The sequence below is a fragment of the Kribbella sp. HUAS MG21 genome (assembly GCF_040254265.1).
Taxonomy (GTDB): Bacteria; Actinomycetota; Actinomycetes; order Propionibacteriales; family Kribbellaceae; genus Kribbella.
The window spans coordinates 6,316,306-6,339,070 of record NZ_CP158165.1 but is presented as its reverse complement, the minus strand read 5'-3'; the positions used below and the strand labels follow the sequence as shown (position 1 = coordinate 6,339,070).

24 protein-coding genes are annotated in these 22,765 nt (G+C 71.4%); 6 read left to right on the top strand and 18 right to left on the bottom strand.

Going from position 1 to position 22,765, the window contains the following annotated elements; translation table 11 throughout:
* Positions 1-145: 145 nt before the first annotated feature.
* Positions 146-1,288, top strand: a complete 1,143-nt coding sequence (locus ABN611_RS30650; RefSeq protein ID WP_350275743.1) for a site-2 protease family protein — start codon at positions 146-148, stop codon at positions 1,286-1,288.
* Here ABN611_RS30650 and ABN611_RS30645 read toward each other — a convergent pair whose 3' ends face one another.
* Genes ABN611_RS30645 through ABN611_RS30595 form a run of 11 tightly spaced genes read right to left on the bottom strand, consistent with a single transcriptional unit; the run spans position 1,289 to position 11,753 of the window.
* Positions 1,289-1,705: a universal stress protein gene (locus ABN611_RS30645; protein WP_350275742.1), complete on the bottom strand. Its 417-nt coding sequence runs from the start codon at positions 1,703-1,705 to the stop codon at positions 1,289-1,291. It abuts the gene before it with no gap.
* Positions 1,702-2,313 (bottom strand): V-type ATP synthase subunit D, encoded by a 612-nt coding sequence (locus tag ABN611_RS30640; RefSeq protein WP_350275741.1) that lies wholly within the window; start codon positions 2,311-2,313, stop codon positions 1,702-1,704. Before ABN611_RS30640 ends, ABN611_RS30645 begins: the two co-directional genes overlap by 4 nt.
* On the bottom strand, positions 2,310-3,680 hold the full coding sequence (locus tag ABN611_RS30635; RefSeq protein ID WP_350275740.1) for a V-type ATP synthase subunit B: 1,371 nt from the start codon (positions 3,678-3,680) through the stop codon (positions 2,310-2,312). The genes ABN611_RS30640 and ABN611_RS30635 overlap by 4 nt, the downstream gene beginning before the upstream one ends.
* Positions 3,677-5,404, bottom strand: a complete 1,728-nt coding sequence (locus ABN611_RS30630; protein ID WP_350275739.1) for a V-type ATP synthase subunit A — start codon at positions 5,402-5,404, stop codon at positions 3,677-3,679. The genes ABN611_RS30635 and ABN611_RS30630 overlap by 4 nt, the downstream gene beginning before the upstream one ends.
* A complete protein-coding gene (locus ABN611_RS30625) occupies positions 5,392-5,919 on the bottom strand; it encodes a V-type ATP synthase subunit E family protein (protein ID WP_350275738.1) in 528 nt (175 codons plus the stop codon). The genes ABN611_RS30630 and ABN611_RS30625 overlap by 13 nt, the downstream gene beginning before the upstream one ends.
* The gene (locus ABN611_RS30620; RefSeq protein ID WP_350275737.1) at positions 5,916-6,137 is read right to left on the bottom strand and encodes a hypothetical protein; all 222 of its coding nucleotides are present in this window, start codon (positions 6,135-6,137) and stop codon (positions 5,916-5,918) included. Before ABN611_RS30620 ends, ABN611_RS30625 begins: the two co-directional genes overlap by 4 nt.
* A complete protein-coding gene (locus ABN611_RS30615; protein WP_350275736.1) occupies positions 6,137-6,523 on the bottom strand; it encodes an ATP synthase subunit C in 387 nt (128 codons plus the stop codon). Before ABN611_RS30615 ends, ABN611_RS30620 begins: the two co-directional genes overlap by 1 nt.
* Positions 6,520-7,848, bottom strand: a complete 1,329-nt coding sequence (locus ABN611_RS30610; protein WP_350275735.1) for a V-type ATPase 116kDa subunit family protein — start codon at positions 7,846-7,848, stop codon at positions 6,520-6,522. The genes ABN611_RS30615 and ABN611_RS30610 overlap by 4 nt, the downstream gene beginning before the upstream one ends.
* Positions 7,826-8,761 carry a hypothetical protein gene (locus tag ABN611_RS30605; RefSeq protein ID WP_350275734.1) on the bottom strand — a complete coding sequence of 312 codons (936 nt, stop codon included), beginning with the start codon at positions 8,759-8,761 and terminating at the stop codon, positions 7,826-7,828. The genes ABN611_RS30610 and ABN611_RS30605 overlap by 23 nt, the downstream gene beginning before the upstream one ends.
* A complete protein-coding gene (locus ABN611_RS30600; protein ID WP_350275733.1) occupies positions 8,758-9,195 on the bottom strand; it encodes a hypothetical protein in 438 nt (145 codons plus the stop codon). The genes ABN611_RS30605 and ABN611_RS30600 overlap by 4 nt, the downstream gene beginning before the upstream one ends.
* Complete coding sequence (locus tag ABN611_RS30595) at positions 9,186-11,753, bottom strand: cation-transporting P-type ATPase (RefSeq protein WP_350275732.1); 2,568 nt, start codon at positions 11,751-11,753, stop codon at positions 9,186-9,188. Before ABN611_RS30595 ends, ABN611_RS30600 begins: the two co-directional genes overlap by 10 nt.
* 188 nt (positions 11,754-11,941) lie before the next feature.
* On the opposite strand from ABN611_RS30595, the gene ABN611_RS30590 reads away from it, so the two are divergent.
* The gene (locus ABN611_RS30590; protein WP_350275731.1) at positions 11,942-12,529 is read left to right on the top strand and encodes a CBS domain-containing protein; all 588 of its coding nucleotides are present in this window, start codon (positions 11,942-11,944) and stop codon (positions 12,527-12,529) included.
* 35 nt (positions 12,530-12,564) lie between these two features.
* On the opposite strand, the gene ABN611_RS30585 is transcribed toward ABN611_RS30590, so the two are convergent.
* The 3 genes from ABN611_RS30585 to ABN611_RS30575 form a co-directional block, all read right to left on the bottom strand.
* Positions 12,565-13,218 (bottom strand): response regulator transcription factor, encoded by a 654-nt coding sequence (locus ABN611_RS30585; RefSeq protein ID WP_350275730.1) that lies wholly within the window; start codon positions 13,216-13,218, stop codon positions 12,565-12,567.
* Positions 13,219-13,319: 101 nt separating this feature from the next.
* A complete protein-coding gene (locus ABN611_RS30580; RefSeq protein ID WP_350275729.1) occupies positions 13,320-14,150 on the bottom strand; it encodes a universal stress protein in 831 nt (276 codons plus the stop codon).
* 26 nt (positions 14,151-14,176) lie between these two features.
* The gene (locus tag ABN611_RS30575) at positions 14,177-15,202 is read right to left on the bottom strand and encodes a hypothetical protein (protein WP_350275728.1); all 1,026 of its coding nucleotides are present in this window, start codon (positions 15,200-15,202) and stop codon (positions 14,177-14,179) included.
* A gap of 163 nt (positions 15,203-15,365) precedes the next feature.
* On the opposite strand from ABN611_RS30575, the gene ABN611_RS30570 reads away from it, so the two are divergent.
* Both ABN611_RS30570 and ABN611_RS30565 read left to right on the top strand, forming a co-directional pair.
* Positions 15,366-17,108 carry a GAF domain-containing sensor histidine kinase gene (locus ABN611_RS30570; RefSeq protein ID WP_350275727.1) on the top strand — a complete coding sequence of 581 codons (1,743 nt, stop codon included), beginning with the start codon at positions 15,366-15,368 and terminating at the stop codon, positions 17,106-17,108.
* An 85-nt stretch (positions 17,109-17,193) separates the two neighbouring features.
* Positions 17,194-18,168 (top strand): hypothetical protein, encoded by a 975-nt coding sequence (locus tag ABN611_RS30565; RefSeq protein ID WP_350275726.1) that lies wholly within the window; start codon positions 17,194-17,196, stop codon positions 18,166-18,168.
* 79 nt (positions 18,169-18,247) lie between these two features.
* Here the strand turns inward: ABN611_RS30565 and ABN611_RS30560 are convergent, their stop codons facing one another.
* Together ABN611_RS30560 and ABN611_RS30555 are read right to left on the bottom strand one after the other, a co-directional pair.
* Positions 18,248-19,117, bottom strand: coding sequence for a universal stress protein (locus ABN611_RS30560; protein WP_350275725.1), 870 nt, complete (start codon positions 19,115-19,117; stop codon positions 18,248-18,250).
* A gap of 5 nt (positions 19,118-19,122) precedes the next feature.
* Complete coding sequence (locus ABN611_RS30555) at positions 19,123-19,683, bottom strand: hypothetical protein (RefSeq protein WP_350275724.1); 561 nt, start codon at positions 19,681-19,683, stop codon at positions 19,123-19,125.
* Between the two features lie 177 nt (positions 19,684-19,860).
* Here ABN611_RS30555 and ABN611_RS30550 point away from each other — a divergent pair, with 177 nt between their 5' ends.
* Together ABN611_RS30550 and ABN611_RS30545 are read left to right on the top strand one after the other, a co-directional pair.
* Complete coding sequence (locus tag ABN611_RS30550; RefSeq protein WP_350275723.1) at positions 19,861-20,499, top strand: hypothetical protein; 639 nt, start codon at positions 19,861-19,863, stop codon at positions 20,497-20,499.
* On the top strand, positions 20,496-20,996 hold the full coding sequence (locus tag ABN611_RS30545) for a hypothetical protein (protein ID WP_350275722.1): 501 nt from the start codon (positions 20,496-20,498) through the stop codon (positions 20,994-20,996). The genes ABN611_RS30550 and ABN611_RS30545 overlap by 4 nt, the downstream gene beginning before the upstream one ends.
* Before the next feature lie 8 nt (positions 20,997-21,004).
* Here ABN611_RS30545 and ABN611_RS30540 read toward each other — a convergent pair whose 3' ends face one another.
* Positions 21,005-21,859 carry a hypothetical protein gene (locus ABN611_RS30540; protein ID WP_350275721.1) on the bottom strand — a complete coding sequence of 285 codons (855 nt, stop codon included), beginning with the start codon at positions 21,857-21,859 and terminating at the stop codon, positions 21,005-21,007.
* Positions 21,852-22,757 carry a universal stress protein gene (locus ABN611_RS30535; RefSeq protein ID WP_350275720.1) on the bottom strand — a complete coding sequence of 302 codons (906 nt, stop codon included), beginning with the start codon at positions 22,755-22,757 and terminating at the stop codon, positions 21,852-21,854. The genes ABN611_RS30540 and ABN611_RS30535 overlap by 8 nt, the downstream gene beginning before the upstream one ends.
* Positions 22,758-22,765: the final 8 nt, after the last annotated feature.

Sequence of the window (22,765 nt, the reverse complement as noted above, 5' to 3'; positions counted from 1 at the left end):
TGCTGGCGGCCCGGCGGTGCCCCGGCCAAGGTCCCAAAGGTCCCGCACGGCCGGGACCAAACGGCCCTTCAGACTGCGAGGCCGGTGCGCGAGCGTAGCCGTTGGGATGGCTACGGTTCGCCGGGACGACGCGGCAGGGGGGCGCATGAAGCAGACGATTCGGTTCGGCCGGGTCTTCGGTGTCGAGATCGGGGCCAACTGGTCGTTGCTCGTGCTGATCCTGCTGGTTGCCCACGGCCTGTCCACGGTCGTCCTGCCTGCGCTGGCGCCTGGCCAGAGCACAACCGCGTACTGGACGGCCGGGGCGGTCTGCGGGCTCCTGATCGCCGGCTCGTTGCTGTTGCACGAACTCGCGCATTCCGTGGTGGCGGTACGGGCCGGACTGCCCGTGGAACGCATCACGTTGTGGATGCTGGGCGGAGCCAGTGTGCTCGGGGGCGAGCCGGCTTCGGCCAGGGCGGCGTTCCGGATCGCGGCCGCGGGGCCGCTGAGCAGCCTCGGACTCGGGCTGGCCGCCGGCTGCGGCGCCCTGGCGTTGAGCGCCCTCGGAGCACCCGAGCTGATCGTGAGCTCCACGTGGTGGCTGGGTTCGATCAACGTCGTCCTCGCCGTGTTCAACCTGCTTCCGGGCAATCCACTGGACGGCGGCCGCATCCTGCGGGCGATTCTGTGGTGGCGGACCGGAGACCCGGATCGCGCCGAGATCGGGGCCGCGCGAGCCGGCCGGGTGCTCGGCGTGGTCGTCACCGCTCTGGGGTTCGCGCAGTGGCTGAGCGGGCAGTTCGCCGGCCTGTGGCTGATCCTGGTCGGGTTGCTGATCGGGACGGTGGCAGCCTCGGAGTCACGCGCCGCCCGGATGCGGGTCGCCCTCGGGCAGATCAGGGTCGCCGATGTGATGGCCGAGCCCGGCGTGGTCGCGCACGACGCGATGACCGTGGACCAATTCCTCGCCGGGATCGTGCCCGGGCTCCCGGAGGCGGCGTATCCGGTGGTGGACCTCGACGGCCGCGCCGCCGGAACGGTCGAGCTGCACAGTCTCGTCGGAATCCGGCGCAGCCTGGCCCCGTCCACCCGGATCGCCGAGGTCAGGACTCCGCTCGAGGATGTTCCGCTCGCCCAGCCGACTGACCTCGTCGCCGACCTCGCGGTACGAATGCGCCAGGACGCACTCGCTCTCGTCACCGAATCCGACCACCGGCTGGTCGGCGTCGTCAGCCGCCGGGATGTGGCCCGCCTCGTCCAGGGCGCGCCCCTGCGGCCGACCGGCCAGGAGCCGTACCCCGCCTGACTACCCCAGGCTGGGTACGACGAGCACCGGGATGTCCGCGAACTCCACGAGGTGGCCGACGTTGACCGGGTTGCCCGGGTCGTGCCCTACCACGATCAGGTCGGCGGCACAGTGCCGCGCCGCCGCCAGCACCCGCTCTGCCCCGGCCCCCGGCCCGGTGAGGATCTCTTGGCGTGTGCGGAGACCGCGCAGCGACGCTCGTGCGGTCATCCGCGACAGCATCGTCGTCGCGCCCTGGATCCGCCGCTCGACGGGCTCCGGAATCGCTGCCTCCCGCAGCCGCGCGTCCAGCAGGTGGTCCTCGACCACCATGACCAGGGTGAGGCCGGCGCCGACCACCGCTGCCAGGTCGATCGCCAGCTGCGCTGCTCGGAGCGCGGCCGCGGAGTCGTCCACCACCACCAGGAACTGCTTCATGATCTCTCCCAAGGGGTACGACGGGCCGCCCAGCGCAGCCTGACGTTCTCCTCGCGCTCGGTCTCGTCGAGACGCTGTACCAGCACGGCCAGCTGCTGCTCCAACCTCGGGATCCAGCGCAGCTCGAGTGTCCGCTGCTGCTGGCGGGTGCGCGCCAGTTCCTCGGACACCAGAGCGACGGCACGTTGGGCGGCGGCGAGCTGCAGCGCAGCGGCGAGCGCCGTGCGGTGGGCCCGCAGGGCCTGGACCAGCGCGGAGCTGCCGGCCAGGGGCGGTTCCGGGCCGAACCTGACGCCGCAACTCGCCGGGTGCCGGACGCCCATCGTCACGGCGTACCCCACGACGACCTCAACAGTTGCCTCCGGCATCGAGTCGAGCAGGATCCGGCGGCCGTCCAGGGCGACGCTTCGCCGCAGCCACCGCGTGGCGGTACGCGCCGCGCGTTCGAAGTCTTCGGCAGCTCGTGCCGCCACCAACTCGAGCCGCGCGCAGTCGACCGCGAGGGCGCGCTGCTTGCGGTCCAGCAGTTCGACCGCCCGCCGTGCCGTCGACAGTCTGGCGGTGAGCATGAGCCGTCCCGCCCGTCCGGCGACCGGTCCGCCGCTCATCGCCCCTCCAGATGCTCGTCCAGCAGCGTTCTCGACACCTTGGTCAGCTCGCGTCGGGGTAGGACGGAGACCGCCTGCCACAGCCGGTCGAGAGTCTCGCCGAAGCCGCGCGCCTCGTCGGGACGCTGCCGCAGCAGCGAGTCCTCCAGCGCGGCGGCGTAGCCGAGGTACCCGCGATCGGTGTCGCTCAGCGCAGCGGTCCCGATCAGATCGGCCAGCTCCGCGGCCTGCCGGGCCCGGGCCAGCGCCGCGATGGCCTGCGCGGCGATCTCGAGATGATCGTCCCGCGTACGGCCGGGGCCCGCGCCGTGCCGCATCAGCCTGGACAGCGATCCGAGGACGTCGAGCGGCGGGTACAGCCCGCGCGCGTGCAAGTCCTCCGCGAGCACGATCTGCCCTTCGGTGATGTAACCGGTCAGATCGGGGACCGGATGCGTGATGTCGCCGGCCGGCATCGTGAGCACCGGCATGATCGTGACCGATCCGGGACGGCCACGGACCCGGCCGCAGCGTTCGTAGAGCGACGCCAGATCGCTGTACAGATAGCCCGGGTACGCCCGGCGAGCCGGGATCTCCTGGCGCGCTGCCGCGACTTCGCGGACCGCCTCGCAGTAGCTGGTCATGTCCGACATCACGACCAGCACGTGGCTGCCTTCGACGAACGCCAAGTGCTCTGCGACCGTCAGCGCGACCCGCGGCGTCAGCAGCCGCTCGATCACCGGATCGTCCGCGCTGTTGAGCACCATCACCAACTCGCCCCTGGCGGCCCGTTGCTCAAGCGCGGTACGGACGTAGTCGATGTCCGCGTGCGGCAGCCCCATCGCCGCGAAGACCACCACGAACGGATCGCCCGCCGCCGACGACTGCGCCGCGATCTGGGTGGCGAGCCGCAGGTGCGGCAGTCCCGGCACGGAGAAGATCGGCAGCTTCTGCCCGCGGACGACGGTCGTCAGCGCGTCGATCCCGGAGACGCCCGTCAGCACCGGCTCCCGCGGCGACTCCCGCTCGACCGGGTTGAGCGGCCACCCGTTCACCACCGCCGTCGTCGTACCGAGAACCGGCGGGCCACCGTCGAGGGGCGCGCCGCGTCCGTCGCACGTCCGGCCGAGCCATCCGCGGCCGAGCGGAATCCGGAACGGACTGCCGCCGAACCGCACCTGGACACCGCCGCGGTGCATTCCCACGCTGCCTTCCAGCACCTGCACGACGGCGAGATCGTCCGCCACCTCGAGGACGACGCCGTGGCGGGTGCTGCCGTCGTCGACCCTGATCACCGCCGACTCGTCCCACCCGACGCCACGAACCCCACGCACCACGAGGAGCGATCCCCGCAGCGATCGCACGTCGGCGTACTCGACATCGGTCATACCAACCCCTCCAGCGCCGTCATGATCGCCGCGCCGCGACCGGCCAGCTCCGCCGTGGACGGGGCCTCCTCGCGGGCCCGTACCAGCGCACCGAAGTCGAACTCCTCGATCTCCGTCGCGGCCACACCCCGGTCGATCAACGCCAGGCAGCGGTCGACGACGTCCAGGACGAGCTGCAGCAACGCGGCTCCGCGCTCGACGGAGCAGGTCGCGTCGGACGCACTCAGTGCACTCTGGGCGAGGACGGCGTCCCGCAGGAGCCTGCCACCGAGGATCGTCATCCGTTCCCGGCCCGGCAGCGTCCGCGTTCCGACGATCGCGGCGAGTTCGCTCAGCCGCGCCGCCTCGGCCAGCACATCCATGGCCCGGGCCCGGCGGGACGCCCAGCCCGGATTCTCGTGACCGGCCTGCCAAGCCGCCATGGCGTCGGCGTCGTGCGAGTACGACGCCGACCAGCTGACCGCCGGATAATGCCGCGAGTACGCGAGGTCGCGATCCAGGCTCCACACCCCGCGGACGAACCGCTCGGTCGCGGTCGTGACCGGCTCGGTCAGATCCCCACCCGGAGGCGACACCGCACCGATCACCGTGACCGCCGCGGTCCGGCCGCCCAGGGTGCGAACCCGGCCGGCGCGCTCGTAGAACGCGGCCAGGGACGAGGACAGGTCGGCCGGGTAGCCCTCCTCGGCCGGCAGCGCACCCGTGCGGGAGGCGAACTCGCGCAGCGCCTCGGCCCACCGCGACGTCGAGTCCGCGACCACCACGGCGTGGTACCCCATGTCGCGGAAGTACTCCGCCACCGTGATGGCGGTGAAGACGCTCGCCTCGCGCGCCATCATCGGCATGTTCGACGTGTTGGCGACGATCACCGTGCGATCGATCATCCGGCCCCCGGTGCGCGGGTCGGCAAGTTCGGCCAGCTCGCCGAGGACGTCGGCCATCTCGTTGCCCCGCTCGCCGCAGCCGACGTACACGATGACGTCCGCGTCACACCATTTCGCGAGCTGTTGCAGCAGGACGGTCTTTCCGGTGCCGAAGCCGCCGGGCACGGCGGTGCTCGAGCCGGCCCCGATCGGGAAGAGCAGATCCAGCACCCGCTGACCGGTGTGCAGCGGCGTGAATTCCTCGTCGCGGGCCGCGAACGGCCGCGGCCGCCGGACCGGCCAGTGCTCGAACAACCCGATCTCGAGCTCGCCGATCCGCGCGACCACCTCGGCCTCGGACAGCTTGCCCGCAGCCGCCACGAACCGCACCTCGCCGCTCACTCCCGGCGGCACCAGAACGCGATGCTCGATCGCTCCGGCGTCAGCCACGACGCCCAGCACCGTCCCGGCATCGATCTGCCGGCCGACCGCCACCTTCGGTACGAAGTTCCAGCGCGCGGGCGTCTGGGCGGCCGGTGTCAAGGTCTGCGGGGCGAGCCAGACAGGTGCCGACGACAACGGCCGCAACAATCCGTCGAAGACCCGGCCGAGCAGGCCCGGGCCCAGCCGCGCTGACAACGGCCGTCGGGTCCGGCGCACCAGATCGTCCGTCATCAGTCCACCGGTGTACTCGAACGCCTGCAGCGTGAGAGTCGCACCGTCGATGGCCACCACCTCGGCCGGAATCCGATGGTCGCCGAGTTCGACCACCTCGTACATCGACGCGTCCGGTACGCCGGTCGCCTCGACGAGCGGACCGTTGACGCGACGGATCCGGCCCGCAGGAATCACCGTGTCCACAGTGCAGCCACCTCCGGACCGGAGCGTTCCAGCGCGCGGTCCGCCAGCGCCGGCAGGCTCAGGTCCATCCGCCGGCTGCCCGCGGATGCGACGACGCCTCCGCCCGGACTGTCCTCGATCACCGCTTCCGGGCCGAGCTGTTCCCGGGCCATGTCGACCAGCCGTCGTCGGATTCCCTCGTACTCTGAGGACTCGGCCAGCGCCGAGGCGGCCGCGCGGCATCGGCGCCGCAGTTCGTCGTACAGCTCGCGCTGCGCGGTCAGCGCGGATCGGCGGGCTTCCCGGCGACTCTGGGCCAGGCGGATCGCGAGCAGCGCCGTCGCGTCGGCCGCACCTGTCGAGCGCGCTTCGGCGATCAGCTCGGCCGCCGTCCGCTGCGCCTGCCCGAGCAGCTCGCCACGCTGCGCCTCGGCGCCTCCGAGGATGGCCGCAGCGTCGGCACGAGCCGCGGTCAGCAAGGCCGACCGGACCGGACCGAGCGCCGCGTCGGCGGCTGCGGTCAACGGCCGGCTCATGGTGGCAGCACCACCGTCAGGACGGCGGCCCGTCCGACGCGTCGAGGCCCGAGTGCCTCGGCTGCAGCGGCGGTGAGCAGGACCACACCGACGTCAGCGGGGAGCTCGGACCACCGGCGCCGTACCTCGTCGGCCGTGGTCGCCGTCAGCAACCTGGCGCCCGCGAGCCCGTAGCCCACGATGCGAATCGGTTCACCCAGGACGGCCACCTGCGTCATCAGGCCCTCCCCACCAGGATGATCGCGACGATCAGGCCGTAGATCGCGATCCCTTCGGCCAGGCCGACGACGACCATCGCCCGACCGAACAACTCCGGCCGCTCACTCATCGCAGCCAGCGCCGCAGCGCCGGTGTACGCGACCGCGACCCCGGCACCGATCGCGGAGCCTGCGACCGCGATCGCCGCGCCCAGCAAGGCCGACCCGCTGGACTCCCCACCGGCCTGCGCGGCCTGGCTCGCGGCGGCGCCGTCGTGGCCGGTCGCGAACCCCCAGTCCGCGGTCAGAACGGCGATCAGGAGCGCGACCACCCCGGTCAGCAGCACGAGGTTCGCCACGGTCAGCAGGACCGCCGCCCACCGGTGCCGGCGTAAGAACTCCCTCACGATGTCACCTCCACATCCTCCGCGGGCAGCCGCCACGGGCGGAACGGTCGTCCGTCCGTCTCGAACACCCGGGAGAACAGTTCGTAGTACTCGAGCCGGAGCGCCTGGATCCCCGCGACCAGTGCCTCCAACGTGAACGCGATCCCGGTCCCTACGATCAGCACCAGCGCCGCGCCCAGCCGGCTCGGCATCGAGCCGGCGTCCCACAGGGCGACGCTGCCTTGCCAGACGATGGTCCCCAACGCCGCGTGGGTCAGACCGAACGCGGCGAGCCGGGCGAACGAGACGATGTTGGATCCCAGCCGGACCACCACGTCGAACAGCTCGACGATCGCCTGCAGCACGCCGGCAGCTCCGCCACCGGAGCCGGCGAGCAGACCGGCGAAGGTGAGCACCAGACCGGCAACTCCGAGCAGGACCGCCGCGATCAGCAGCCCGGCGCCGCCAAAATAGATGCCTCCGGCAACACAAGCGAGCGCGAGGAAGAGCAGTGCCCCGGCGATCCCGGTCCGCGCGTAGAGCGCGAAGACCCAACCACCTTCGCGGAACCGGTTGACGATGACCAGCGCGTAGGCCCCCGCGAGCAGAAACGCCCCCGCGCCGATCGCGGTCAGCAGCAAGGTGCCGACGTCGTCGATCGGCGACAACCACACGACAGGCACCAGGCCGGTCGGCCCGAACATCTCGCCGTACAGCACACCGAACACGACGCTCGCGGCGCCGGCACCGGCCAGGAACGGCCAGGCCGGCCGGACCTTCGCCAGGCGGGCGAACCGCCCGCTCCTGACGATCAAGGCGCCGAGCAGGAGCAGCAGTCCATGGCCGACGTCGCCGAACATCATCCCGAACATCGCCACATAGGCGAGTCCGGCGACGAGCGCGGGGTCGACATCGGCGTACGGAACCGTGGTGTAGGTCTGCACGAGCACCTCGAACGACCGCCCGGGTCCGCGTTGCCGCAACAGGGTCGGCGGCTGCATGCCGGGTGGTGGCGGAAGTGGAACCGCCGCGCCGCCGACAGGCCGCAACGCCTCGGCCAGCCCAGGCAGCGCAGCGGCCGGCGTCCAGCCCAGCCAGGCGGTCACCGGTCCGTGCGGGACCGCCTGGGCCAGCTGCCGGCGGAGCTCCAGCTCGCGATCCGACCATTCCGGCCGGCGATCGGCGACGACCGCGAGCTCGAGCTCGGATCGCAGCGGATCCAGCTCGACAACGCCGGCGGAGCTCACCCGGTCCAGCAGTTCCCGCCGGTGCTCGCGGGGGACTACCAGTGCGATCCGTTGCATCCGGACCGGCCGTACGGCGTCACGCCATGACATCGAGGACATCGAGCACCTCCCCCGGGCCCGCCCCGTACGCCGCGTCGCCGAGTGCGACGCGCACCCGCCAGCCGTCGACCGCCAGCACTGCCACCGCGCCCAGGATCGGGTCCACGCCAGGCGTGCCCTGCCGCAGCAGGCGAAAACCGTCCGATTCGATCCGGGCCGCCAGAGCGGCCTCTGCCCGCCAGAGCTCCGCAACACCACCGACGCCGTCGAGGACCCAGCGTCCCGGAATCGGCGTCGCCGCCCGCAGGTCCGGCACCGAGCGTGTCCGCACCCAATCGGACCCGATCAGCGGGACCGCGGCCCGTACCACGCCCTCACCCGGCCCGCTCGCTGCTGCCAGCAACTGCTTGGCAGCCACCAGGACCGCGGCGCCGGACACCCATTCGGTCGCCTGGGGGGCTTCGGCCGCGACCATCCGCAGCCAGCGAAATACCAGGATGTCGTGCAACGTCTCGGCCGATGCCTGACCGGGATCGCCCCACGGCGAGGCGACGAGCGCTGCCCGCAGCTCCGACACGGAGATCGTCGCCGCGATCCGCGGCCAGGACATGGCCAGGCTGCCCAACTCGTAGTACGGCTGCCGGTGTCCCGGCGTGGCCACCGCTCTGGCATGCGCCTCGATGTTCGCGAGTTCGTAGCGTGCGCCGAGCGCGCGAGCCAGGCCGATCGCGGACCTCGGCAACCAGCCGGACAACACGCGCAACTGCCAGATCTCCGCGGCCGCGACCGCCTGCTCCGCCTCCACGAGCGTCGTACCGGGCGCAGCCGCGCGCGCGTACGCCGTGCCGGCCAGCATGCTCAGCGCGTCAGCCAGGCCGGGCGCCGCGGCGAGCCGGCGTGCTGCGCCGGCCCCGAGCCGGCGGCGAGCCATCGCCTTCGCGCGGACGGTCGCCGCCACCCATCCCGCGCTCATCGTGCCGTCCCGCGAACATCGGCGCGGAGCCGATCGAGGACCAGCGCGACCAGGCGGTCCATCCGCTGCGAGCCGGTCCGCCGGAGGTCGGTCGCTGCACTGCTCGCCGTCGCCCGAGTCCGGTCGACCGCGGCGTCGCCACGGGCCCGGATCGCGGCGACCAGCTCAGCCCGCTCCCCCGATGCCTGCACACGAGCGGCGGCCTCGAGCCCAGCTGCCTCGGCTTGCGCGGCAGCGACGCGCTCCGCGGCCTGCTGTCGCGAGCGAGTGCGGATCTCGTCGCATTCCACGATCGTGGCGTCGAGCGCGGCGAAGACGGCGACGAGTTCCGCCGGTACGCCGTCGCGGGTGTCCTCCGGAACACCGACCGGCCCCGCGCCACCCGGCGTACCGACAGGACGGAAGCGGCGCAGCCGATCCAGCATCACGCCCATCGCCGATCACCTCCACGGCGCAGGACTTTGGCAGCCGTGTCGACGAGCAGCAGCAGAACGGCGGCGGCGCCGGCGAACAGCCAACCCTGGTAAGAAGGCCAGCCGCCGCCCAGCAGGTCGGCCACCGGTGGGACCCCGAGGAAGACCGCCAGCAGCACCAGTTCGGCGGCGAGCGCCAGCAGCAGCGGGCGGTTCGTCGTGAAGCCGATCTCGAAGAGCGTGCTGCGCTCGCTGCGGCAGGCGAACGCGTTCGCCATCTGCATCAGCACGATCACCGCGAACGCCGTCCCGGAAGCGACCGCCAGTGCCGCACCGGACGGCTCGTCCCCGAAGTGCCAGCCCTGTCCGGTCAGGATCACGACGAACGCCGTCATCGCCAGCACTGCTTCCGTCAGCCCGAGCACGCCGAATGCCCTCCCCAACAGCCGGTGGTCGATCAGGCGACGATGCCGTGCGGGGCCGTTGAGCACGCGCGGACCCGGCCGCTCCACGCCGAGCGCCAGGGCCGGCAGAACGTCGGTGCCGATGTCGAGTGCCAGGACCTGCAGGACGCCGATCGCGAGCGGCATCGATCCGCCGGACAGCGCCCAGGCGACGAACGGCGCCAGCTCCGCCACATTGTCGGCGAGGTGGTACGTCAGGAACCGCCGGACGTTGGAGAAGGTCGCGCGGCCGAGCCGGATCGCGGTCACGATGCTCGCGAAGTGGTCGTCCAGCAGGACCAGGTCGGCTGCGGCGCGGGCGACGTCACTGCCCGAGGCGCCCATCGCGACACCGACATCGGCCTCCCGCAGCGCTGGTGCGTCGTTGACGCCGTCACCGGTCATCGCCACCACGTGGCCGCGGCGGCGCAGTGCCCGCGCGATCCGCAACTTGTCGGCCGGCGTCACCCTGGCGACCACGACGCCGTCGTCCCGGTCGAGCAACTCGCCCAGCCGCTCGTCGTCCGCGGGCAGCTCGTTGCCGGTGACAACCAGGCCGCGCGGCCCGAGCAGACCGACCTCGCGGGCGATCACCTCGGCGGTCGCCGCATGGTCGCCGGTCACCACGGCGATCTTCACTCCGGCCTGCCGGCAGGTGGTCAGCGCCTCGTGCACGTCGGTCCGCGGCGGGTCCTCCAGTCCGAGGACGGCCAGCAGGTCGAGCGTGCCGGCGCCGAGCTGGAGCCTGCCGTCGTGGACGAGAACACCGGGCGCCTCCGTGACCGCCAGGACCCGACGGCCGCGGCCGGCCAGCCTGTCGACCGCCGCCGCGGCCTCACCGTTGGACCGGCAGAACGGCAGCAACGCGTCCGGTGCACCGATCACGACGGTGTTGCCGTCGACAACTACCGCGCTGTACCTCGTCTCGCTGGTGAAGGTGACCCGATGGGTGATCGCCGCCGGATCCGCCGGTAGTACTCCGAGACGCCGGGCGAGCACGTCGACCGCGACCTCCATCGGGTCGCCTTCCGCGACCCACCGGCCCTTGGACCGCACGGCCCTGCCCCGGACACAGGAGAGCGCCGATGCCGCGGCTTTCGCAGCGGCCTCGATCGCCGTTCGGTTCCCCTCGGCCGAGCCGACCGGATCGTAGCCGTGCCCCTTCAGCTGGGCCGGTCCGTACGGCGTCCAGACGTCCAGAACCTCCATCTGGTTCAGCGTCAGCGTGCCGGTCTTGTCAGTACAGACGTACGTCGTCGCGCCGAGCGTCTCGACCGCGTCCAAGCGTCGGACCAGCGCGTTGCCGTGTGCCATCCGCTGTGCTCCCCGCGCCAGCGACAGCGTCACGGTCGGCAGCAAACCCTCGGGGACGAGTGCCACCATGACACCCACGCCGAACAGCAGCGCCTCGGTCAGGCCCAGGCCGAGCAGCAGCGACACCGCGGTCAGCGAGCCCCCCACAGCGATCGCGATCGCCGCGATGACCCGGATCAGTCGGTGCAGTTCGACGGTCAACGGACTGGAGGGACGGTCCGCGGTCTCGGTGAGCGCCTGGATCCCGGCCAGCCGGGTGTTCCCGGCCACGGCCGTCACCACCGCCTCGGCCTCGCCCTGGACGACGAACGTTCCCGCGAACGCCTGCTGCCCGGGCGCCGGACGCACCGGGACCGACTCTCCGGTGAGCATCGACTCGTCCACCGCCAGCGCGTGCACCGTGACCAGCCGCAGGTCGGCCGACACGCGGTCCCCCGCACTGAGCAGCACGAGATCGTCACGAACCAGCTGTGTTGCGTCGACGGTCGAGACCGCGCCGTCACGGATCACCTGGACGCGCGTCGGCAGCAAGTCGCGCAGCCGTTCGGCGGCGCGGTCGGCGCGGTACTCCTGAGCGAACGCGAAGACGCCGTTCAGGACGATGATGACGACGATCGCGACCGCCAGCGGCGCCAGCCCACCGGCGAGCGCCAGGGCGGCGGCCACCCACAACATCAGCGCGAACAGATGCGTAACCTGCCCGACGAGCAGCCTCCAGGCTGCCGTACGCCGGGGCGCGGGCAACTCGTTCAGCCCGTCCGTGGCGAGCCGCCGCGCCGCCTCGGCCGCCGACAGACCTGTCGTCGTCTGCACGCTGGGCATGACCACCTCCGCCACGAGCGTCCCCGGACCGGTGGCCCACGTAGCAGGGCCCAACGTCCCGACCTCGGCGGCGAACGGACCTGCAACGCCCCAGTGGTCCACCGACCCGGCAGACCGGGACCTTCGGCCCTGACCGAGCACCCGGCCCGCGGCTTCAACTGGAGCGGGGAAGGGAGTGGTGGAGAACCATGCGAGTCAGTGAATTGATGACGACGCCGGCGATCACGGTGCTGGGCGAGACCCCGGTCAGTGCGGCGCTGCGCCTGCTGGACAGGAACCAGGTGACCGCGCTCCCGGTCGTCGACCGCCGAGGCCGGTTGGTCGGTTCGGTCAGCGAGGCGGATCTGATCCCGGACGCACTCCTGGTGTACCACCATCGCGCGCCGTCGTACCCGATGCGGCTCTCGGCCGGTCTCCTGCCTCGGCGCGTCGCCGAGCTGATGTCCACCGTCGTGCCGAGCGTGCGCTCCGACGAGGATCTCGACGCGGCGATCGATCTGCTCCGGTCGGCGATGGTGAAGAGCCTCCCGGTCGTCGACGCCGACCGGGTCGTCGGCGTGATCAGCCGCAGCGACGTGATCCACTTCCTCGCCGGCCGGGACGCCCGGATCCGCAACGACATCCTCGACCGGCTACGGGCCCGCGATCTCGACTGGCGGGTCGAGGTGGACGACGGGATCGTCCAGGTGCACGGCACGATCGGCGAGCACGAGCGGCACCGCGCCGAAGCCATCGCGGCTTCCGTCAGCGGCGTCGTCGCCGTCCACGCCGCCTGATCACTCGGCACGGGCCGAGGCCGGATCTGCGGCCGCTAGGTCGGCGGGTGATTCTTCGCGTGCTCGACGGCGAAGATCGCGGCTTCGGTGCGGCGTTCGAAGTGCAGCTTCCGGAGCACCGCCGAGACGTGGTTCTTGACGGTCTTCTCCGCCAGGTACAGCGCCTGTGCGATCTGGCGATTGGTCTTTCCCTCGGCGACGAGGCCGAGGATCTCCTTCTCCTGCTCGGTGAGCGCGGCGTACCGCGGATCCTCCGGGGCGGCCGGATGCCGCAGGCGTTCCAGCACCTTGGTCGTCATCGCCGGATCGAGCAAGGAATCACCGACCGCGAGCCGCCGGACCGCCTTGACCAGATCTTCGCCGTCGATCTGCTTCAGCAGGTATCCCGCCGCGCCGGCCATGATCGCGGCGAACAGCGCGTCGTCGTCGGAGAACGACGTGAGCATCAGACAGGCCGGCGGATCCTCCATCGCCGACCGGATCTCCCGGCACACGGTGACACCGTCCCCGTCCGGAAGGCGGACGTCGAGCAGCGCGACATCCGGTCGTACGGCCGGTATCCGCGCGATCGCCTCCGTCGCCGTCGCACCGTCACCCACGATCTCGATATCCGGCTCCGCCTCGAGCAGCCGCTGCAGTCCCAGCCTGACGACCTCGTGGTCGTCGAGCAGAAACACCTTGATCGCCATCACCGCTCCTCCCCAGCGCGGACGACAGACACCTCGGCACACTGGCACTCCGGCGGCCGGTGATCAAGGGACCTCGGTCCCTCGATCACGGGACTTTGGGCTCAGCGCCCGCCGTCGTGAACGATCGCGACCGGGCAGCCGGCCAGCCGGAGGATCCCCCGCGTGGCCGAGTCCGGGAGGTTCGACGGCCATGCCCGCGCGCGGCCGCCGACGACCAAGAGCTGCGCGCCCGTCTCGGTCGCCGCGGCGACGATCCCGGAGACCACGTGTCCACTGCGAAGTTCCGTCGCCACCGGCAGGCTGGGACATCTGGCGCGAAGCTCGTCCGCAAGCTGCTCCAGCCGATGAGCCGCCGTCTCCCACCATTCCTCGCCGAGGCTGGGCACGTCGCCGGGATAGATGGCCGGCAGGTTCCACACATGGACGAGACGCAGCGGCGACTCGCGCAGGACCGCGGCCTCCCGCGCGAAGACCACCGCCGGGGAGTCGCAGGCCGAACCGTCGACCGCGACGACGACCGGGCAGGCGCGGCCGGCCGGGGTCCAAAACTGAGGTACGACGACCACCGGCGCCCCGGCCGCGATCGCCACCGCTTCGGAGACCGAGCCGATCATGGCACGCCGGCAGGCGCCCGTACCGCGCCGGCCGATCACCAGCATCCGGCTGCCCTCCGCCAACCTCACCAGCTCGCGCGCCGGCGTGCCGGTGGCGACCCTGCCGTGATGCTCGGCACCAGGCAGTCTCTGATCCAGGTACTTGGCGACCCCGTCGAGCAGGCCGATCGCCACTTGGTCCGGCTCCGCGTCGTCGATCACGGTGACGACCTCCAGCGCCTCCCGGCGCAGCATCGCCTCCTGCACGGCCCACTCGAGAGCACCCGCGTCCCGCCAGGCTCCATCGATCCCCACCTGGATGGCCGGCTCGGTCGTCATCGTCGCCCCGCCCTCCGCTGCGCCGGTCAGCCTCGATCGTCGGTCGGTGCTTCCTCGACCGCTGCGTCCGCACGGTCCTTCTCGGGCTCGTCCGGGAGCAGGACGTCGGCGATCGGGCGGCGTGGGGTCGGTGGTACGGGCGGGCCGTAGCCGAAGCGGATCACCGCCTGAGGACGGTTCCACGGCCCCAGTGGGTCGTTGATCTGCCAGCGCAGCCCCTCGTGCTCGATCACCTGGTTGAGCAGCGAGGTCGACACGCCGTGCGCGGTTGCCTCGAGAAGCACCCGTTCCATGGCCTGTCCGGCCCGCAGCCACTCGAGCGGTCCGTCGTACTTGGTCGCGAGCAGCGCGAGCTGTGGCTCCCGCTCGAAATCCGCCACGATTCGCCCTTCGTCGGCCGCGGTGGCCGCGAGATCCCGAACCACCGTCGTCCCACCGGCAGGGAGCGGGCCGAGCGACCTCGACGGGATGCCGTCGATCTCCCGGTCACCGCCGACCCAGCGGCGGCGCTCCGCGGTCCGCTCGGTGCTCCTGTCGTCGGTGGCTACCGCATCGTTCGTCGCCATCTGCAGCCACCAGCGTCGCGACGGACGCTCGAGCCACTGCAGCTCGGCTGCCTCGGTCCGCGCCGCGTCCTCCAACAGCCGCCGTACCTCGTCCGGAAGGCGCCGTTCGGTGAACGGCTCCCGGTTCGTCCGGCGGTGCGGAATCGCCGGCGCCAAGGCCGCCAGCCGCTCGGCCCGCGGGCCTCTCAGGTCGACTTCGGCGACGAGGTCCGGCTTCCGCTGGTCACGCAACTGGTGCACGTCCGACCCGTACCCCAGGGACGCCGCCGCGACGCGCAGGTTGAAGATCGCGGCACCGAGGGTCACGAACACCATCCGCCGCGCCGGGTCCTCGGCCGGCAGCTCGCGTTCCCGGTCCCGGTAGACCTCGACCACCCAGCCGCGGAACCGGAACCGCCACGGCTGCGTGTTGTGCGTCGACGGCGCGGCGACCGTCAAGCGGAGCAGCTCCTGCCGATCTCCGTCCGGCACCGTCAGCAGCGTCATCGGTCCACCTCCTGAACCGAGCGTGACACCGCCCCGCCAGGCCCGGCAGGGACCTCGTGCCCTTCGCGTCCGGGACCTTCAGCACAGTCACGCGATTACCCTCAGCCAACCCACAAGCGGTGCGTTGCTTCCCACGGACAGTCACCTTTTGTATGGTTGGCGGGTGGCCGAAGGCTCGCGATCGGCGCGTGGGGGCTGGGACGAGGGTGCGCTCGAGTACGCAGGACTGTCCCGGGTACGTCTCGATGCCTTGCTGCAGGAGCTCCTGAGCCGGGTCGACGAGATCATGGAGTACCAGGAGCGGCTGCGCGCACTGCTCGACGCGGTCGTCGGGATCGGCGCCGACCTGGACCTGAACAGCACCCTGGACCGCATCGTGACCGCGGCCTGTGAACTCGCCGACTCCCGGTACGGCGCCCTCGGAATCGTCGGGCCGGACGGCAGGCGGTTGATCCGCTTCATCACCCACGGCGTCACCGCCGAGGAGATCGCCGCCATCGGCCCGTACCCCGAGGGGCACGGCATCCTCGGCCTGCTGATCGAGCACCCGGAGCCGATCCGCATGCACGACCTCGCCGAGCACCCGCGGTCGTACGGCTTCCCGCCCAACCATCCGCCGATGAAGAGCTTCCTCGGCGTGCCGATCCGCACCCGCGAGCACGCCTACGGCAACCTCTACCTGACCGAGAAGACCGGCGGCGCCGACTTCACCGAGGACGACGAGCGCACCGTCACGGCGCTGGCCGCCGCGGCCGGCGTGGTGATCGACAACGCCCGGCTGTACGCCGACACCGAGCAACGCCGCCGCTGGCACGAGGTCACCGCCGAGATCACCCAGCTGATGCTCGGCGAGTTCGATCCCGACCAGGCACTGCAGCTGATCGCCCAGCGGTCCCGTGAGGTCTCGGGCACCGATGTCGCCGCCGTACTGCTCGCCGACGACAGCGAACTGGTCGTCCGGGCCGTCGACGGGCCGCCGGACTTCCAGCGGTTCGCCGGACAGCGGGTGCCGGCCGACCTTCCCGTGCTCGGCCGCGCGCTCAACGGTGGCGAGCAGGTCGTGATCGAGGACCTGGCCGAGTTGCTCAAGAACAACGGCACCCTGACCGAGTTCCCCGAAGGCGCACGGCTCAGCCGGACCACCATGGTGCCGCTTCCGGCCGGATCCACAGGTACCGGCGGCCTTCTCGTCGTCGCCTCGGAACGCGGCCCGAACACCACGATGAGCGACGGGGCGGACCTGATGCGGATGTTCGCCGGCCAGGCGACGCTGGCTCTGGAACGGGCCCAGGCGCAACGCGATCGCGACATGCTCGCGGTCCTCGAGGACCGGGACCGGATCGCCCGGGATCTGCACGACCTGGTCATCCAGCGGCTGTTCGCCACCGGCCTGCAGCTGCAGGGTATGCACCGTCTGGCCCGTCCCGAACATCAGCAACGACTCACCCAGGCCGTCGAGGACATCGACACCACCATTCGCGACCTGCGCGCCGCGATCTTCGGACTTCAGCAGGCTCCCGGGTCCAGCACGCTGCGCGGTGACATCCAGGCGCTCGTCGACGAGTACGCCGAACCGCTCGGGTTCCGGCCCCGGTTCACCGTGACCGGGCCGATCGACACCGCCGTACCGACCGCGGCGAGACCGCAGATCCTGGCCACGGTCCGCGAGTCGCTGTCCAACATCGTCCGGCACGCGAAAGCATCACAGGCAACGGTAGAGGTCGAGGTGACCGGCAGCGCCGTCTTCGCGCGCATCACGGACGACGGAGTCGGCATCGGCTCGAGCACCCGCCGCAGCGGTCTCCGCAACCTGACGGAGCGCGCCCGGACGCTCGGCGGATCGGTTCAGATCACCGACAACGACCCGCGGGGCACCGTCGTCGAACTTCGCGCTCCGACTGACTAAGGACCCGCCCGGTTCGGGACTCTCGCCCGCAGCGCGGCCGCCGCCCGTCGGCGAAGCTGAGGTGGAGATCCCGTGGAGGTGGACCGTGTCCGAGCAGCTGCCCCAAGCTCACGTCGACGTCCTGCTGGCGGCGGCCGTGGCCGCGCCGAGCATGCACAACACCCAGCCCTGGCGTTTCGACGTACAGGGTCGTGTCATCGACATCTACCTCGACGGTTCGCGCACGCTGCCGGCCGAGGATCCCACCGGACGGGCGATGCGGATCGCCGCCGGTGCCGCGACCTTCAACCTGCGGTGCGCGGCGGAGGCTCTCGGGTACGGCACCTGGTTCGGGCTGGCGCCGTACCCGAGGGAAGAACCCGACCTGCTGGCGCGGATCGTCGTCGAACCCACCGAGGCGCGCGACGAGGAACTGGCCGACCTCGCCGAACAGATTCCCCGTCGGCACACCGACCGCAACCCGTCCGACCCGGCACCGATCGCTGAGGGCGTCCGGGTCGAGCTCATGCGGGCGGCGCATGCCGAAGGCGCTGAGCTGATCTGGCTCGGCGAATCCGAGATCCATGCGGTGCTGGACCTGACGCTGCAGACCGATCTGCGGGAGATCCGGGACTGGCGGCGAAGCGCCGAACGGGCCCACTGGATCGGCGGGACCCGCCCGGCCGAGGGGATCCCGAGCACCGCGCTGGGACCGCGACCGGCGACCTACCCGGCGACGGTCCGCGACCTCGGCACTCGGCCGCTCGACCGGTTGCGCCGCCAGTCGGCCTTCGAGACGCACCCGGACATCGCAATCCTCTGCACCGACTACGACGAGCCCGCCGACCAGGTGGCCGCCGGGGCCGCACTGGAGCGCGTGCTGCTGGTCGCCACCCGCGCCGGCGTCAGCGCGTCGTTCCTCAACCAGCCCCTCGAGTACGAGGATCTGCGCACCAAGGTCCAGCGCCTGACCCGGCGCCCCGGCCACGCCGACATGATCATCCGTTTCAGCCACACGCACCCCGGCCCCGGCACCGCTCGCCGCCCGCTCGGTGACTTCCTCCCGAAGGAACAGCAGTAAGCGGAACCTGATCGACGAAGGTCTGCAGAGGTTCCCGGAGCCTCTGCAGACCTCTCTTCTGTGATCGATCGTCGGTCCGTCAGCTGGTCCGGGTGGCGGGAACGACGGCGAGCGGGCAGGGAGCGTGGTGCAGGACACCTCGGGTCACCGAGCCCAGCAGGAACGACGCGACCCGCGTGTGGTGACGCGTGCCGACGACCAGCAGTTGCGCGTCGGACTCCTCCGCGCTCGTGACGATCCCGTCCACCGGATGCCCCCGGCGTACGTCGACCTCGAAGGTCTGGTCCGGGAATCTCCGGCGGCATTCGGCCACGACCTTGTCGAAGTTCCGCTCGGCGTTGTCCGCCCATTCGGCACCGAGACCGGCGACGTTCATCGCGTCCCAGCTGTACATCGCAGGCAGGTCCCACACATGAACAAGGCGAATCGGCAGGCCACGCTCGGTCGCCTCCGCGATCGCGAACTCCAGCACCGCGGTGCTGTCGTTGTCATCGTCGAGCGCGACCAGCACCGGACCGGCGTGGTCGGACGGCTTCCAGTGCTCCGGAACGACCACGGCCGGAACAGTCGACTGGACCACGACCGCCTCCGACGTCGAGCCGATCAGCAACCGCTTGAACGTCCCCATCCCGCGGCGGCCGACGACAAGCATCCGGCTGTCCGCGGCGGCCTGTGCCAGTCTTCGCGCCGGCGGCCCGACGAGCAGGTCCGCCTCGTTGTCCAGCGTGCCCGGGCTGTCGTCCAGGTACTTCTGGACATCGCTGACGAGTTCCATCGACGCGTCGTCGACCGCGGCGGGTTCCCATCCGGGCGCGTGCCGCGGCTTGTCGTCGACCACGTGCACCACCTGGAGGGGCTCCCGCCGCAGCAGCGACTCCTGCAGAGCCCACTCCAGGGCACCGGTGTCACGCCAGGAACCGTCGACCCCGACATGGATGACCGGTTTCACGGCACTCACCGCAACCACGGGTACTTGTGGACGAAGTCCAGACCGCTCCACCACCGGCCGAAGCCCCACACGTTGCCAGCGGCAACCAGTGCGAGCGCGACCAGGGTGATCGCGCCGAGGATGTGGTCGTCCAGCACCGGGTTGTTCTCCGGCGGCAGCGCCGCGGACCACATCAGCAGGTACAACAGCGTCCCGCTGACCGCCGCGATCCGCATCCCGACCCCGAGGGTCAGCGCCAGACCGATCCCGGCCAGCCCCACCATGAACAGCGGGCTGACCCACCAGTCACCGGCCAGCGAGTGATAGAACCCCTCGAACGGGCCACTCGCCCCCTTCAGGAACCCGGCCGTCACATCGCCGCCGTCGATCCAGCCCCGACCGGACTTGGTCGCGTAGCCCAGACCGAACAGCTTGTCGAAGAAGGCCCACAGGAACGTCAGGCCGAACGCGATCCGCAGCACCGCGAAGGCGCGCCCGGCCGCCAGGGTGATGATCGGCTGCCGATCACCGTCAGGCTCCATCGCCGGAGCCGGCAGGTTCTGCCGCCGGTGCGACGTAGTGCTCATGATGTCGTCCTTCCACTCGAATCCGACATCTCGATCCTGGGTGTGTCCGCGCGCCGTCGTCAGAGCCGTTCTCTCCCCGTCCAGGAGCCGAACGGCCCGCCCTGTCCGGGACGTCTGTCGCTGTCCGCCGCGCGACACGACGTACACGCTGGAGTCGACAGGTCCGAGGAGGCGACGATGCTCACCGACCAACTGTCGTCCGAGGCGCTCGGCGTCCTGCTGCACGCCGCCGGCGTCACGGGACCGCACCGCTCCCGGCCGTGGCGACTCGAAGTCGACGGCCACCTGGTCGACGCCTACCTCGACGCCGATGGGATGCCCGCGCCGATCGCCCGAGCTGACCGCATAGCCACCGGCGCGGCGCTGTTCAACCTCCGCTGCGCCGCCGCGTCGCTCAGCTTCGAGACCTGGCTCAGCCTCTACCCGTACCCGGAGAACCCGGGCCTCGCCGCCCGCGTCGTGGTCGAGCCCACCGGACTGCCTGACCAGGAACTGCGCAAGCTGTACCGCGCGATCCTGTCACGGCACCTCGTCCGGCCACCGAGGTGCCCGGACGTGAACGCCCGGTTCGCGCTCGAACGCGCCGCCGAACTCGAGGGCGCACACCTTCACTGGCTCCCTGGCACAACCCGGCCCGTGGCGCTGGTCGGTACCGACCTGGACGAACCGGCCGATCCGCTCCGCACCGGCATGGCGCTGCAACGCGTCCTCCTCACCGCACTCGCCAACGACGTTCCGGCGACTCGCCTCCAGCAGACGCTGATCCAGTTCGGCGAGGCATTCGACGTCGATGAACACAGGAGTAAGGCGTCATGACAACAGCACTCGCGTTCTCGCTGCGGTCCGGTGACGAGATGACCCGGCTGGCTCGCTTCCATCGGGACGTCCGCTGGACCGGCACGATCCAGGCCACCGGCAGCAGCCCTGCCATGACGACGACCGGAGCAGCCCGGTACCACACGATCCAGGGCGGACTCTGGATCGTCGGCGACCACGAGCAGGACGTCCACCTCGCCGACGGCACGTTCGTTCGTCATACCCAGCTGCACTGGGTCGCAGGCTGGGATCCCGAGGCCCATGAGTACCGTGCGTCGGCCACCGGCAGCGACGGCCGCTTCACCTTCCTGGCCGGCCGGATCGAGGGCAGGCTGCTCATCTTCGAGAGCATCGGCCGCCCCTGTGTGCGTACACGGCTCTTCGGGCACGTCGCCGACGCCGAGACGATGACCTGGCGCACCGAGATCTCGACCGACGGCGGGCCCTACGTCCTGGCCGAACGCCGCGTCTGCACGACCCTCGCGCAGGCATCTTGATCGCCTGATCAGTCGGCGGTGCGGACCGCCGTGACCGCGAAGGCCTCGACCTCCTGGTAGTGGCCGCCGGTCGAAGCGACGACGACGATCGCGGGATCGGTCGCGCCCCGGAACGTCACCTGGGCAGACCACGGCTGTCGTTCGCCGCCGCCGGGGACGCAGCAGGAGGTGCCGAGCCGTTCGCCCGTCGAGGCCTGGCGGACGTCGACGCGGATCGACTCGTCGACGCCGGTGATCCGCCCGCCGACCGTCAACGGCGAGCCGGCCAGCGCGCCGTACCGCGGCTGGGTGATCGTGAGGGTACGGTCGCGTGTGCCGACGACCTCCCACGGCGCGTCGTCGCCCTGTCCCAGCCGTGCGAGATGGATGACCGCGGCAACCGACGGCGGGTTCTTCTCCGCTCGGTAGCCGACCGACACGTAGGCCTCGTCACCCCGCACGGACTTCGACACCACCAGTCCGATCTCGTCGAAGCCCAGGAAGCCGGTGGTGAACGAGAGCGCGGTCTGGCCGGCGTCCAGGTGCCAGGGCTGCTTGCCGCCGCTGCGATACGCCTCCTGCCACGCCGCCGCCGCGGACTCCGAGGTGAACGGCCACAACGGCTGGTACCGGAACTCCCGATGGCTCGGGCCGGCTGTCGGCTTCGTGGTCGGTTCGGCCGGTTTCGGGGTGGAGGTGACCGTCACCGTCCTACCGGGCTGCGTGACGGTCGCACTGGGCGCAGGCGCCGTACCGGACGGCTCGCCGCCGTCGTCCAGCACGACGACCGTGAGCGCCGCGACCGCGACGATCGCCAGACTCGCAAGCACGATCGCCCACTTGGCACGCAGCCCGATGGTCCGCTGAGAACCGTTGTCAGCCATTGTCCTGTTCCTTTGCTTCTCCGGTCGTCCGTACGACGGCGACCGGGCACTGTGCGTGGTTGAGTACGGCGCGACTCACCGAGCCGAGCAGCAAACCGCGGAACCGGCCCCTGCCCCGGCTTCCGACGACCAGCAGGCGAGCGGTCCGGGAGGCGTCGACCAGCGCGTTGGCGGCCGGTCCGCGAACGAGTTTCTCGGTGGTCTTCACATCCGGATGGTCGACCGCCTGTCCGGCCAGCGCCTCGCCGAGTACCGCCGCGCTGTCCTGCTCGAGGGCGTCGACGTCGTAGACGGCCGGCACGATGTCGCCGGGACCGATGCTCTGCGGGTCGTGCCACGCCAGCAGCGCCGTCAGGCTCCCGCCCGTCAGCTCGGCGTATTCGAACCCGAAGCCGATCGCGGCCGCGGACAGCTCCGATCCGTCGACACCGACCACGATCTCGTCCCGTACATCGGTGCGCTCGAGCCAGCCCGCCGGTACGACGACCACCGGGCACGGTGCGTGGGTCGCGAGATGCGTCATCACGGAACCCGCCGCGAGATCGCGCAGTTCGCCCAGCCCGCGCGATCCGAGCACCAGCATGGACGCCTCCGCGGCTTCACCCACGAGGACCGCTACGGGGTCGCCCACGACCACCTCGGCCTCGATCACCAGCCCGGGATGCCCGGCGCGGATGTCACGGCAGGACTTGTCGAGCAACCGCTCGGCCACGCCGCGAATCTGCTCCAGCCCGACAACCGTCGCCGTACCGCTCGCCGTCCGCACGATCGGCCACGGGATCGCGTGCACGACCCGAAGCGGGCGTCCCCAGCGTTCGGCGGCGACCGCGGCCCACTCGGCAGCGGCAGCCCCGGCCGGCGATCCGTCGTACCCCACGACCATCCTGTCGCCACTCATGTCTGTTC